We start from the raw sequence: 12,651 nt of genomic DNA, 5'->3' as shown, positions 1-12,651 counted from the left end.
AGGATCAAGATGAGGCACATGGCCAAGTAGCAAAAGCTAGCGATGGTTGATTGAGCAGCCTACGTGCTCTGCCAAGTTGGCCAATCCGCATTGATGCGGCGGGTGAGGGCGATGAAGTCGCCAATGTCGGCCAATGCATTGTGGCCATGATCGGCCCACCACCAGGCAGTTGCCTCGGCCGCGCCCTTACGCTTTCTTGCTGACGCTGGATCACGCAACGAACTGCATCGTCATTCTGGCGCAGCCGTGAAGAACCTGACCCATAGCGCATGCCCCGCAGCATCGTGCTGAAGGGTACCACGACATTCCGGGACTAAGGAGGCGGCAGCGGTCACCCGATGCCGCTGCCCATGTCGGCCCCGATAAAGGCGCCGGTTCGCTCGTAATGCTGCGCCAGGAGGGCGACAGCCTTGTCGGCATCGCGATTCAGCGCCGCACGGGCGAGTATGACATGTTCCGCTGCCACGTCGCGGCCCGGATAGGCCAAGGTGTTGGAAAGCGCCCGATAACGCTGCGCTTCCTCCCGCAGCCGGTCGCAGAAGGCCAGCAGGGGCGGCGCCCCGCAGGCGGACAGCAGGGCTTGGTGGAACCGCAGGTGGCAGGCCTCCCAATCCGGGTTGCTGACGAAACGGTTGGGATCGAGCGAGCGGGCGGCGCGATTCAGCCGGTGCTCGGCCAGGAGCAGCGCTTCCTCCCAGGCGGCATCGCCCCGCAGGATGGCTTCCCGCAGTGCCGCGCCTTCGGCCAGCACACGGCTACGGATCAAGCCATGGAGCTGGCCAGGCGCCGCCGCCGCAACGCGGAAGCCGCGATGCTCGATCTGCTCCGCAAGCCCCTCGGCGGCGAGACGGGAGAGTGCCTCGCGCATGGGCGAGGCACCGGCGCCGTAGCTCTCCGCCAGGTCGCGCAGCTTCAGCTTCTGGCCTGGCGGCAGTCGGCCGGAGAGGATGTCCTCTCGAAGCCGGCGGTGGACGGCTGTGGCAAGGGTCGGATCGCGCGCATCGGCGAAGGAAAAGGCTTGGGACATGACCCGAGCATCATCGCTCCCCGGTTATGGACAGGCAAGTTTTCGGAATTCCAGCTTGACGAGGGAATAATTTCGATAAAACCTTTGCCAAAATTTTAGGAGGAACGGTTTGTGCGCCTGATCGCATTCCAGCACGAGGGGCGCGCGGCCCTCGGTGCCCGGCTGGGCACGGAGGTCGTTCTCCTCGCCGACGTGGTGCCGGGCCTGCCGCAGGACCCCGCCCTGGCCCTGGCCGCGCTCGGGCTGCCGGAGGGCGCACCCGCCCTGGCCGCGCGCCTCGCCGATGCGCCGCGCCGGCCGCTCGCCGGGCTGACCCTGCTGCCCGTCATTCCGCGCCCCGGCAAGGTCGTCTGCATCGGGCTGAACTACGCGCTGCACGCCAAGGAGGGGAACAACCCCATCCCCGACTATCCGGCGGTGTTCTTCCGCGGCCCCACCTCGCTCGCCGCGCACGGCCAGGCGCTGCTGCGGCCGAAGGCTTCCGACAAGTTCGACTACGAGGCGGAGCTGGCCATCGTCATCGGCAAGCGCGCGCGGCACCTCAGCGAGGCCGAGGCGCTCTCCTGCGTCGCCGGCTACACCTGCATGAACGAGGGCTCGGTGCGCGACTACCAGCGCAAATCGACCCAGTGGGGCATGGGCAAGAACTTCGACCGCACCGGCGGCCTCGGCCCCGAAATCGTCACGCCCGACGAACTGCCGCAGGGGCCGAACGCGCTGCGCATCACCGCCCGCCTCAACGGCGAGACGATGCAGGACAGCAACACCTCCGACATGATCTTCTCCGTCCCGCGCATCCTCGCCATCCTCTCCGAGGCGATGACGCTGGAGCCGGGCGATGTCATCGCCACGGGCACGCCGAGCGGCGTCGGCTATGCCCGCAAGCCGCCGGTCTTCATGAAGGGCGGCGACACGATGGAGATCGAGATCGAGGGCATCGGCACCCTCGTCAACACCGTCGAGGACGAGGCCTGAGACGATGCCGGGCGAGAGGCTCCAGGGCGCCGCAACCGGGGCGCCCAGCATCACCCTCTCCTTCGACAACGGGCCTGAGCCGGAGGTGACACCGGGCGTGCTGGAGGTGCTGCGGCGGCGCGGCCTTCCCGCCACCTTCTTCGTCCTCGGGCACAAGCTGGCGACGCATCGCGCTTTGGCGGAACGGGCGCATGCCGAGGGCCACTGGATCGGCAATCACACCTGGAGCCATGCCGGGCCGCTGGGTGACGCTCCCGGCGGCGCCGCAGCCGCTGAGGCGGAGATCGCCCGTACCCAGGAGCTGATCGGCGATCTCTCGCACGAACACCGGCTGTTCCGCCCGCAGGGCGGCGGCGGCGCCCTGGGCCCGCACCTGCTGAGCCAAGCCGCGCTCGACCTCCTGACGCACGGCGCTTTCACCTGCGTGCTGTGGAATGCCGTGCCGGGCGACTTCCGCGATCCGGATGGCTGGGTGGATCGGGCGCTGGACATGTGCCGCGGCCCGGAGCCCGTAGTGCTGGTCCTGCACGACCTGCCGAATGGCGCCATGCGCCACCTGGACCGCTTCCTCGGCAGCCTGGCCGACCAGGGCGCTCAATTCACGCAGGAGTTTCCGGACTCCTGTGTTCCGCTCCGTCGCGGCATCGCCACAGGGCCGGTCACCAACTACGTCAATTCTCGCGCAGGAGCCTCCGCATGACATTCGCCACACGCCGCGCCCTGCTGGGCGGGCTTGCCGCCGCGCCACTGCTGGCCCGCTACGGTGCCGCACAGGCGCAGAGCACATGGCCGGACCGGCCGATCCGCCTCGTCGTACCTTTCGGCGCCGGCACCACGACGGATGCGCTCGGCCGCATCCTGGGCGACGCGCTGGCGAAGGATGTCGGGCAGCCCGTGGTGGTGGAGAACCGCGCCGGCGCCGGCGGCAATGTCGGCGCGCAGGCCGTCGCGCAGGCGGCCGGCGATGGCTACACGCTGCTGCTCGGCACCAACGGCACGCACGGCATCAACAGCAGCCTCTTCCCCAATCTGGGCTTCGATCCGGTGAAGGACTTCACCCCGATCGCGCCTTTCGTCACCACGCCATCCGTGCTGGGCGTGCCGGTCGCCCTGAAGGCCAATTCCCTGGCGGAGCTGATCGCGCTGACCAAGGAGAAGCCGCTGAGCTTCGCCTCGGCAGGCAACGGCACCACGGGGCATCTCTCGCAGGCGCTGTTCAACATGCGGGCGGGGCTGGAGACGCAGCACGTTCCCTACCGCAACGCCAGCCAGGCGATCACCGACCTGATCGCCGGGCGGGTGGACGGGATGTTCTATCATCCGCTCGGCCTCAAGCCGCATCTGGAGGCCGGCACGCTGAAGGCGCTGGCCGTCACATCGGCCAAGCGCATCGCCATCCTGCCCGATGTGCCGACCATGCAGGAGGCAGGGGTGGCGGATTTCGTCGTGGAAGGGCGGTGGTCGCTCTACGGCCCTGCCAAGATGCCGGCGGACATCGTGGCCCGGCTCAGCCGGGCTACCAACGCCCTGCTCGCCGACCCGGCGGCGCTCAGGACCCTGCGCGCCCAGGGCGTGGAACCGGTGGGCGGCTCGCCGGAGCAGCTCGCGGCGATGACGCGGGACGAGATCGCGAAGTGGCGGCCGGTCATCGCCGCCGCCAACATTCGCCCGGATTGAGGAAATACGGCCGGGGCTCCGGCTTGGTCAGCAACCCGGAGGCGGCACGATTTCGGTCGTCCGCACCGGGTTGGCCTGCTTTTCCCAGGCCTTGGCGCCTTCCGGCACCTTCACCCGATCAGGTGGATTCACCTGATCGGGACATATCGTGGATGAGGGAAATGTCGGGTCGGGGCGGTGCTAGCGCGCCGCCTGCGCCTGCTGGACGAACTCGGCCAGCTCACGATTATAGCGCTCCGGCTCCTCCCAGAACGGCGCATGGCCGCTGTCGGGGTAGAGGGAAAGCCGGGCACCCGGCACGGCGGCGGCCGTGAAGCGCGCGATCGCCGGGGTCAGGATGCGGTCCTTCTCGCCATGGGTGACCAGAACGGGCAGGCGCAGCGCCCTCAGAACCGCCGCGTAGTCGGCGGGGCGGCCCGAGAGGCCTGCACGCACGTAATGCGGCGCCAGCATGTTGAAGGCGAGCATGGTCTGGAAATCGGCCGGATCGGGCTGGGTGGCGAAGCAGGCGCGCAGGAACCGGATCGTGCCCTCGATGAAGCCCTCGACGCCCGGCGCCAGCATCGCCTGGGGGCCGAGCAGCCCGACATCAGGGCCCAGGAAGGCAGGGTCGCCGAGCGTGCTGCTGGCATCGACGTAGTTGATGCCGGCTACGGCATCGGCACCGTGGGCGGCGAGATAGTCGCCGACCACCCGCCCGGCATAGGACCAGCCGACCAGGACGGGACGCTGCAGCCCAAGTTCGGCGATGACGCTCCGCACATCATCGGCCCAGACCTGGCCTGGCTTGTAGAAGGCATCGCCCTGTGGCTTGGCGCTCATCCCGTGGCCGCGCAGGTCGATCGCCACCATGCGGAAGGCGCGGGCCAGCGCCGGGTCGCGCAGCTGCCGGTCCCATGACAAGGCAGCCTGCGCGAAGCCGTGCAGGAACAGGATCGCGGGTCCCTGCGGATTGCCGAATTCATATGTCGCGAGGCGCACGCCATCGGGCGAAGTGACGAAGCGCGGATTGTAGCCCGCTTTCTCCGTGGAGGCGGGCGGCTGTTGCGCGCGGGCCGCCATGGACGGGAGCAGTGAGGCTCCAAGAGCGGCCGCTCCCAGCGCCATCATATCCCGCCGGCTTGCCGGATACAGGTTCATCTTCTTTCCTCCCTCGCGGCCCGACCGCCGCCCTCGGCGATCTCCGGCCGCTGAACTGGACTCGGGCCGACGGATGCGCCGGTGCTGCCGACACGTTTGCCGCCGACATGTTCCAAACCCCGGTCGCCCCCGTCGATCGGTCCTCGGGCGGCCGCAGACGCTGAATGGCCGAGGGCGCCTTCTGCGTGAGATCCGGTCTCGTGAGCGCCCCGGGCTGCGGAAGCGGCCAGGAGGTGCAGTCCCTTCCTCCGTTCCGGCGCTAACTGGCTTGCCGCCGTGAAGCGGCGACGGCGCGGTCCACCATCTGGGGCGCCATGCCGAGATAGTTGGCCGGGTCGGTCAGCCGGTCGATGGCGGCGCGGTCCAGGTGGCGGGTGACCTCCGGGTGGCGCGCCAGGGCGTCCGCCAGCGTGCCGCCCTGTTCGTTCACCTCGCGGCAGACATCGTAGACGAGGTCGTGCGCCTCGTCGCGGCCCGTGAAGGGTGCCAGGCCCATCATCACGGCCTCGGCCACGATGAGGCCCTTGCTGAGGGCGAGGTTCTGCCGCATGCGCGCCTCGTCCACGATCAACCCGCCCAGGGCGAACTTGGCCTGGTGCAGCGAACCGGCCGTGAGGACGAAGCTCTCCGGGATCGCCATCCACTCGGCGTGCCAGGGGCCGGTCGCCCGCTCGAGATCGTGGATCATGGCGTCCAGCATCAGGCCCGCATGCTGCCGGACGCCCTTGGAGGCCGCCAGCATCAGTTCCGAGGAAATCGGGTTGCGCTTCTGCGGCATGGTCGAGGAGGCGCCGCGGCCTTTCACGAAGGGCTCGTACACCTCGCCGAACTCGGTGGAGGCCATGAGCATGATGTCGTAGGCGATCTTGCCCAGCGAGCCGGTGACGAGGCCGAGGAAATTCACCACCTCGGCGAAGCCGTCGCGGGCGACGTGCCAGGTGGTGACCGGCACGCCAAGGCCGAGTTCCTCGCAGAACGCCTGCTGGACCTCCAGCCCGTGCTCGCCGAGCGAAGCGAGCGTGCCCGCGGCGCCTGCGAACTCGCCAACGAGCACGCGGGGCCTGAGCTGCCGCAGGCGCTCGGCGTGCCGGTCGAACATGGCCAGCCAGATCGCGGCCTTGTAGCCGAAGGTGACCGGCAGGGCCTGCTGCAGGTGCGTGCGCCCGGCCATCGGCGTGTCGCGGTGCTTCGTCGCCAGCTCGGCGAGGATCTGCCGGAGGGCGCCGATCTCCGCCTCGATCACGTCCAGCCCGGCGCGGACGCGCAGCACGTCCGCCGTGTCCATGATGTCCTGGGTGGTCGCCCCCCAGTGGATGTAGCGCCCGGCCTCGCCACACTGCTTCACCAGCTGGTGGACGAGCGGCAGGATGGGATAGCCGACATTGTCGGTCTCCTTGCGCAGCAGTTCGAGGTCCAGCGCGTCGATGCTGCAGCGGGCGGCGATCTGCTCGGCAGCCTCGGCCGGAATGACGCCGCAGCGCGCCTCGGCCTTCGCCAGCGCGATCTCGACCTCGATGTAGCGGGCGATCAGGGTGCGATCCGAGAACACCTCCCGCATCCGGGGCGTTCCGAAGGCATCGCGGAACAGGCCGGAGTCAATGACGGTGGTCGCGGAAGCGAATGGTGCCACGGGAGCTCTCTCGGGGGTCGGTGGTTTCGAACATGCTCGGCGGATGGCCGCACAGGCTGGCCATCCTGTTCTCGGAAGCGCCCTATTCGGGCTTCACCCCCGCCTCTGCCAGGACGCCGCGCCAGCGCTCCATCTCGGCAACGAGGAAGGCGCGGGTGCCGTCGAGGTCGGCGGCCGCCATCGGCACGTTGCCGAGTTCCGCCAGCTTGGCGACAAAGGCGGGGTCGGCGAGGGCCTTGCGGCTCTCGTCATGCAGCTTCGCCACGATCGGCGGCGGCGTGCCCGCGGGGGCGAGCAGCATGTTCCAGGTCGACATCCGGAACTTCGCCAGTTCGGGGATGCCGCTCTCCCGCACCGTCGGCAGCTCCGGCAGGAACGGCACCCGCTCGGCCGAGGTGACGGCCAGCGGCCGCACCAGGCCGCCGCGGATATTGCCCAGCGCGGTGGTCGAGGTGTCGTTCACCAGGGTGACGATGCCCGCCATCAGGTCCGCCATGGCCGGTGCCACGCCGCGGTAGACGACGTGGTTCATGCGCGTGCCGGTGAGCGACAGGATCTGCACGGCGGAGACGTGGGCGGCCGAGCCGTTGCCCGCCGAGCCGTAGTCGAGGTGGTCCGGCCGCGCCCGAACCGCATCGATCAGGTCCTTGAGGCTCCGGTACGGCGCGTTCGCGCCCACCAGGATGACGACCGGCCCCTCCATCAGCGTGGCCAGCGGCACGAAGTCGGCCGCCGCGTCGTAGGGCAGGCGGCGGTAGAGCCACGGGTTGATGGCGTGGGAGAGGTTGTTGAACAGCAGCGTATAGCCGTCCTTCGGCGCCTTCGCGACGACGTCGGCGCCGATGGTGGAGCCGGCGCCGGTGCGGTTCTCGACGACCACGCGACCGCCCAGCTGCTTGCCGAGCTGCTCCGCGAAGACGCGGCCGAGCGTGTCGGTCGGCCCTCCGGCGGAGAAGGGCAGCACCAGGCGGATCGGCCGGTCCGGGTAGCTGGCGGTGGCCTGGGCGCTGGCGGACGAGGACAGCAGGGCGGGCGAGGACAGGAGGGCAGGCGCGAGGCCCGCGGAAGCGACCAGCGCGCGGCGGGACAGCATGGCGGTCTTTCCTCCCTTGGTCCGTACTTATTGATTGGTACGAACTATTCAGGAAGACGCAACCCTGCTTGTCAACCGTTTTTTGGTCCGTACCATTGGCACGATGTCGGCCGCACACTCCGCCCCAGCACCGCGCTACGCAGCGCTCGCCCAGGAACTCGCCGAGGAGATCGCGCGCGGCGTGCTGCCGCCGGGCGCGCGGCTGCCGACGGAGGTCGAGCTCTCGGCGGCCCGCGGAGTCAGCCGTGCGACCGTCCGTGCGGCGCTGTTGCGGCTGGAGGAGCTGGGGCTGGTGTCGCGGCGGCGGCGGTCCGGCACCCATGTGACGAGCGACGCGCCGCGGCGGCCGGGAAGCTACGCACAATCCCTCACCGGGATCGACGACCTGCTGCAATACGCGGCGGAAACGGAGCGGCGCGTCCTCCAGGTCAGCCCGGTCATCGCCGACGACCTTCTGGCCGCCCGCCTCTCCGTGCGCCCGGGCAGCCGGTGGGTCCATGTCGCCAGCCTCCGCGTGGCCCTGGACGCTACGAGGCTGCCCCTCTGCTGGACCGACAGCTACGCCGACGCGGGCGCCGTGCCCCGGGATTTCGGGCAGCGCCTGCAGGACGGCTCCTTCCGCGGGCTGATCGCTACACTGCTGGCGGAGAGCGCCGGGCGGCCTATCGACGAGGTGGTCCAGGAGATCCGGGCCGCTGGCGTTCCGGAGGGGGTGGTGGCGCAGACCCTGGCGGCGGAGCCGGGCGGCCACGCGCTGGAGATCACCCGCCGCTACCTCGACCCCGCCGGTGCCCCGCTGGCGGTGACGGTCAGCCTGCACCCGGCGGAACGCTTCTCCTACACCACCCGGCTCAGGCGCCTGCCGGCGGCGGAGCAGGCTGCTTCCCGGCCCCGATAGGACACGGTGCCTGCATCACCACGACGCGGGACATTGGCACCGCATGTAGGGCGGCCGAGGGGCGCTCCAGCGGATCGCCCGCCGCGGGGAGGGCGGCATACCGCTCACGACGCCGGAGAAGCCAGGCTGCCCTGCCATTGCCACCGTCTCTCCTCAGCGGGCCCCGGTGAATCGGTTCGGCGTCTCAACGGCGAGGTCTTCCGAGAGATCCATTTGCCTTGCCGGCTATGCCCGCCCCGGATGGCCGGCAGCAGGCTGATGCCGCCGAAGGGACCGAAACACGGCGCCGCATCACAGTATGTACCGGTCATACGGATGCGTTGGCTCAAGCCGCCGTCAGCCTTGCTGACACCATTGGGCGCGCCGCGTGCAGATTCGTGAGGATCGCAGCGCAGCGGGCCCGCATCTCGTCCGTGGGCGGCAAGAGATCTGGCACCATCACCACCGTCATGCCGGCCGCGCAGGCGGCCCGGACGCCGTTATAGGAATCCTCGAATGCCAGGCAGCTCCCTGCCGGCACACCCAAAGCCTGGGCAGCCTTGAGAAACAGATCCGGATGGGGTTTGCCGCGCTCGACATCGTCGCGCGTGATGACAGCATCGAAGCGGCCGAGGATGCCCGTGCGCCGCAGGTGACGATCGGCCTTGGCACGGCTGGATGACGTGGCGACCGCCTTCCGGATACCGAGTGCCTCAAGGTCCGCGAGCAGCTCAAGAACACCGGGCTTCAGAGCCAGCGCCCCTGCCTTGATGAGAGCTTCCATATGACGACCGGCGGCGCTCAGATAGCGATCCGCAGGAAACCCGGACCCGAAGCGTTCCTGCACCAGCGTCCGGCAATGATCGGCGGGAACGCCAATCATCGTGTGGCAGAAGGCCTCTGGCGCGTCGATGTTCATCTCCGCCGCGACCTGCATCAAGCTCCGCATCGCGAGGCTTTCCGTATCCACGAGCAGCCCGTCCATGTCAAAGACCACGGCGCTGAAGGGCTGAAGCATGTCAGACATATGAAGTGCTTTCTCTTGATGCCTGGGTGGCGCTGCTCAGGCCGTGAGCCTCATGACGGCAGCGCGTGCTCCGCCCCGTTGCAAAGCCCTCACCGCCTGGGTCAGATCGGCCCGGAAGGCGGCACAATTCGGAAGTTCCGTCCCGAAAGCCTGCTCCACGCCCAGGGCGAGATCGGTCAGGCGCGCCGCGTCGTCCCCGGCCGCCTGGCCGATCGCCTTCAGGTGCTGATCCAGCGGGTCCTCCATCTGTACCGGTCCGGCCTGGCCAGTGCGGCCTGATGCGCAGCAGATCCATGCTGCCACCGCGAGTGTCGTGCAGGGTGCCGGACGGCCTGCGTGGCGATTCTCGCAGAGCGAGGCGAGAAGACGTGTCTGCAGCTTTTCCGATCCATTCCGGCCAACGCGGGTCAGCTGGTGGACGATGCCGGGGTTGCGCCAGCGCCGCAGCAACTGGTGCGCATAGGCCGTGATGTCATGGTCGCTTGGCGGCATGGTCGGCATCTGCTCCCTCAGCATGAAGCGCAGAGCGTAAGATCCGAAGGCCGGGTCGGCCACGAACTCCGCCACGGTCCGGAACCCTGATAAGGCACCCAGGTAAGCAATGGCCATGTGTGTCCCGTTCAGCAGGCGGAGCTTGGAGGCTTCCCATGGCGCCACGTCGGGCACGAATTCCGCGCCGGCCTCCTCCCAGCGGGGGCGCGGACCCTCGAAGGTCTCGATCACCCACTGGCGGAAGGGCTCGGCGGAAACCGGCGCCGCGTCCTGAAGGCCGAGCATCGCCGCGGCGTCGGCCTGGTCCACCTCCGTCGCCGCGGGGACGATCCGGTCGACCATGCTGCACGGGAATTGCACGGAGGTGCCGATCCATTCCGCCAGGCTGTCGTCCCGCAGCGCCGCATAGTCCATTGCGGCCTGGCGCAGCACACGGCCATTGCCTGCCAGATTGTCGCAGGACATCACCACCGGCGGGCGCAGGCCTGCCTGGCGAACCTGCGCCAGGCCCGCGACAAGGACCCCAATCGCGCTCTGCGGAGTGGCGCCGTGAAGGTCGCGTTGGATATCGGGATGCGCGGCGCAGAGGCGCCCCGTGGTCGCGTCGATGCAATAGGCGGCGGATGTCACCGTGAGGGTGACGATATGGATGTCCGGGTCGAGGAAGCGCGCCGCCATCGCCGCGTGCTCCTCCGGCGCGTAGAGAACCTCCCGTACCGTGCCGATCACCTCGGCCTGCACGCCTTCGGCACCGCGTTCCAGGACGGTGTAGAGGCCATGCTGGGGCCGCAAGGCGTCGCGCATGTCCGGCTTCCTCAGACTCGCCGCGATGATCCCCCATGGTTCGGGCTCGGCGGCATTGGAGGCCTGGAGCGCGCGCTGGGTGAACACCGCCTGATGCGCACGATGAAATGCGCCGCAGCCGAGATGCAGGATGCCGGGGCGCAGAGCCGCGACGTCGAAGCCTGGCCGAGCGACAGAGCGCGGGAGGAGGCCGAGCGTGCGGGGCGAGAGCCGGGGCGGAGCGGTGACATGCAGGCTGGAACTGCCAGAATATTCGAGCGATGCGGCGGAAAGCGGGGACAAGTTGGCCACAGCGAAGAGGCCTCCAGATTAAACATCAGAAGGACCAGCAACCAGTAAACTGAGCGCAGGTTACGAAATCGGAATATAACAATAAATCTACAAGCGGAATGTCTCATATCGTACAGACGAACGCCCTGCAGCCTGCGAGCGGCTGGGTGCTGAGTCCGGATTTTGTTTGATTTTAAAACCAGCCGCCGTCCGATCAGTCGGGCAAGGGGAATTACATGGGAAAGAACCTGATCCTGGCACGTGTGGGCAAGAACTCGCTGCACCGGTGCTGGATAGACCAGGGCAAGCCACGGGATTGGGACCTCTACCTTTGTCCGTTCCAAGAGATCCCGCCCCAGACAGACCTGGACTGTATCGTGGGCCACGTTATTCCCGGCCCGAAGTGGACAGGCCTCCGGCAGCTCCTCAACGACTGGAATGGCTGGCGGGAATACGACCACATCTGGCTGCCGGACGATGACATTCTGGCCACGCAGGACACCATCACCGCGATGTTCGATGCGGCACGCGCGCTGCAGTTCCAGCTTTTCGCGCCGGGCCTGCATGAGGGGTCGCACTACGCCCATTACATCGGCATGCGGAATCAGAGCTTCTTTGCGCGCCGTGTCGGCTTCGTGGAAATCATGGTGCCAGGCTTTAGCCGGGCTGCGCTGGAGAAGCTCCTGCCCACCTTCGATCTCTCAACGACGGGCTGGGGGTGGGGACTTGATTCGCTCTGGCCGAAGCTCCTTGGCTACCAGGGCCTCGGCATCATCGATGGCGTTCCGGTCCTGCACACAAGGGCCGTAGGGCAGTTCCGGGACGCGGAGCTCGGCAGGCGGGTGAACGAGGAATCCGACCGCATCCTGGCCGAGCACGAATGCGGCCAGCGCATGATTACCTTTGCCGGCATCGACCGCGACTTGCGCGAGCGGCAGCTCTCGCCTGACCAGCTCCTCGTGGAACTCGTGCGAGGTTGGCAATACTTGCTTGACCGCGACCCCAGGGTGCTGCGCTGGGTCGTAGAGCAGCAGCGGCCAGCCTTCGAGTGGCCCGGCTATGCGGTGGCTGGCTCGCCAACCAGCCCGGGCTGACGGCTCGGGCATGCCGGCCGAGCGGTCTGGCCGACAGCTCCGGAGCTTCTGCCGGTCTGGTGGGCGTAGTGTTCAGCCTGCCTGGCTTGGCCCTACCCCGTTTCAGTGGGCACGGGTTGGGGCCGAGGTGGCCGCGGCGAGTTGTTCCATCCCGGTCGGCGCCTTGCCGCCGGTCGCCGAGCGGAGGCGCTGCCGATCGCAGAAACCTCCGGTGAAGCCGGAGAAAGCGGAGCTGGCGGCCTGTTGGCTCTCGAAGGGCTCATCCTGCCTCCGCTCGGTCTTTCGGCTGCCGAGGAAGCTTTCACGGGGGCCTTGTCCCGGCGATCGCCTTTCCGGCTCATCGAGCAGAGGATGCCGTGTTGGGCGAGCAGGCGCCGTTGGCCATGGGCAGCGCAGTGGTTGCCGCCGCCACGCATGGTATCCGCTGGCGCTCACCTCGGGGGCCGAGCACATCACCCACGCATGGAGCACCTCGCGGTGGTGCCCGGTGGAACGGAGGCTTAGAACAGCTTGTGGTCTGGATGCTGAGTGGCATCAGCCATGAT

11 protein-coding genes are annotated in these 12,651 nt (G+C 68.5%); 5 read left to right on the top strand and 6 right to left on the bottom strand.

Annotated features, from left to right (window positions below):
• Positions 1-331: 331 nt before the first annotated feature.
• A complete protein-coding gene (locus ACZJYS_RS17435; protein WP_493179758.1) occupies positions 332-1,027 on the bottom strand; it encodes a GntR family transcriptional regulator in 696 nt (231 codons plus the stop codon).
• 111 nt (positions 1,028-1,138) lie between these two features.
• Here ACZJYS_RS17435 and ACZJYS_RS17430 point away from each other — a divergent pair, with 111 nt between their 5' ends.
• Genes ACZJYS_RS17430 through ACZJYS_RS17420 form a run of 3 tightly spaced genes read left to right on the top strand, consistent with a single transcriptional unit; the run spans position 1,139 to position 3,679 of the window.
• A complete protein-coding gene (locus ACZJYS_RS17430) occupies positions 1,139-2,002 on the top strand; it encodes a fumarylacetoacetate hydrolase family protein (RefSeq protein ID WP_109517470.1) in 864 nt (287 codons plus the stop codon).
• 4 nt (positions 2,003-2,006) lie between these two features.
• Complete coding sequence (locus ACZJYS_RS17425; RefSeq protein ID WP_493179757.1) at positions 2,007-2,702, top strand: polysaccharide deacetylase family protein; 696 nt, start codon at positions 2,007-2,009, stop codon at positions 2,700-2,702.
• Entirely contained in the window at positions 2,699-3,679 is a 981-nt protein-coding gene (locus tag ACZJYS_RS17420) for a Bug family tripartite tricarboxylate transporter substrate binding protein (protein WP_109519356.1), read from the top strand. The genes ACZJYS_RS17425 and ACZJYS_RS17420 overlap by 4 nt, the downstream gene beginning before the upstream one ends.
• Positions 3,680-3,859: 180 nt before the next feature.
• Here the strand turns inward: ACZJYS_RS17420 and ACZJYS_RS17415 are convergent, their stop codons facing one another.
• The 3 genes from ACZJYS_RS17415 to ACZJYS_RS17405 form a co-directional block, all read right to left on the bottom strand.
• Positions 3,860-4,741, bottom strand: a complete 882-nt coding sequence (locus tag ACZJYS_RS17415; protein WP_181378353.1) for an alpha/beta fold hydrolase — start codon at positions 4,739-4,741, stop codon at positions 3,860-3,862.
• 337 nt (positions 4,742-5,078) lie between these two features.
• The gene (pcaB, locus tag ACZJYS_RS17410) at positions 5,079-6,449 is read right to left on the bottom strand and encodes a 3-carboxy-cis,cis-muconate cycloisomerase (RefSeq protein WP_493179756.1); all 1,371 of its coding nucleotides are present in this window, start codon (positions 6,447-6,449) and stop codon (positions 5,079-5,081) included.
• Between the two features lie 82 nt (positions 6,450-6,531).
• Entirely contained in the window at positions 6,532-7,542 is a 1,011-nt protein-coding gene (locus tag ACZJYS_RS17405; RefSeq protein WP_493179755.1) for a Bug family tripartite tricarboxylate transporter substrate binding protein, read from the bottom strand.
• A gap of 103 nt (positions 7,543-7,645) precedes the next feature.
• On the opposite strand from ACZJYS_RS17405, the gene ACZJYS_RS17400 reads away from it, so the two are divergent.
• A complete protein-coding gene (locus tag ACZJYS_RS17400) occupies positions 7,646-8,440 on the top strand; it encodes a GntR family transcriptional regulator (RefSeq protein WP_379637614.1) in 795 nt (264 codons plus the stop codon).
• Between the two features lie 325 nt (positions 8,441-8,765).
• Here ACZJYS_RS17400 and ACZJYS_RS17395 read toward each other — a convergent pair whose 3' ends face one another.
• Both ACZJYS_RS17395 and ACZJYS_RS17390 read right to left on the bottom strand, forming a co-directional pair.
• Entirely contained in the window at positions 8,766-9,446 is a 681-nt protein-coding gene (locus ACZJYS_RS17395; protein ID WP_493179754.1) for an HAD family hydrolase, read from the bottom strand.
• Between the two features lie 36 nt (positions 9,447-9,482).
• Positions 9,483-11,033, bottom strand: coding sequence for a mannitol dehydrogenase family protein (locus tag ACZJYS_RS17390; protein WP_493179753.1), 1,551 nt, complete (start codon positions 11,031-11,033; stop codon positions 9,483-9,485).
• A 215-nt stretch (positions 11,034-11,248) separates the two neighbouring features.
• Between ACZJYS_RS17390 and ACZJYS_RS17385 the strand changes: the two genes are divergently transcribed.
• Complete coding sequence (locus ACZJYS_RS17385; protein ID WP_493179752.1) at positions 11,249-12,106, top strand: hypothetical protein; 858 nt, start codon at positions 11,249-11,251, stop codon at positions 12,104-12,106.
• The last annotated feature ends 545 nt before the right edge of the window (positions 12,107-12,651 follow it).

The sequence above is a fragment of the Roseomonas sp. TS2 genome (assembly GCF_058833935.1).
This window is presented reverse-complemented; position numbering and strand designations above follow the sequence as displayed.

Coding starts and splice junctions, on each gene's coding strand:
- ACZJYS_RS17435 (WP_493179758.1), bottom strand. CDS start 1,027: ATGTCCCAAGCCTTTTCCTTCGCCGATGCGCGCGATCCGACCCTTGCC.
- ACZJYS_RS17425 (WP_493179757.1), top strand. CDS start 2,007: ATGCCGGGCGAGAGGCTCCAGGGCGCCGCAACCGGGGCGCCCAGCATC.
- ACZJYS_RS17420 (WP_109519356.1), top strand. CDS start 2,699: ATGACATTCGCCACACGCCGCGCCCTGCTGGGCGGGCTTGCCGCCGCG.
- ACZJYS_RS17415 (WP_181378353.1), bottom strand. CDS start 4,741: ATGGCGGCCCGCGCGCAACAGCCGCCCGCCTCCACGGAGAAAGCGGGC.
- ACZJYS_RS17405 (WP_493179755.1), bottom strand. CDS start 7,542: ATGCTGTCCCGCCGCGCGCTGGTCGCTTCCGCGGGCCTCGCGCCTGCC.
- ACZJYS_RS17400 (WP_379637614.1), top strand. CDS start 7,646: ATGTCGGCCGCACACTCCGCCCCAGCACCGCGCTACGCAGCGCTCGCC.
- ACZJYS_RS17395 (WP_493179754.1), bottom strand. CDS start 9,446: ATGTCTGACATGCTTCAGCCCTTCAGCGCCGTGGTCTTTGACATGGAC.
- ACZJYS_RS17385 (WP_493179752.1), top strand. CDS start 11,249: ATGGGAAAGAACCTGATCCTGGCACGTGTGGGCAAGAACTCGCTGCAC.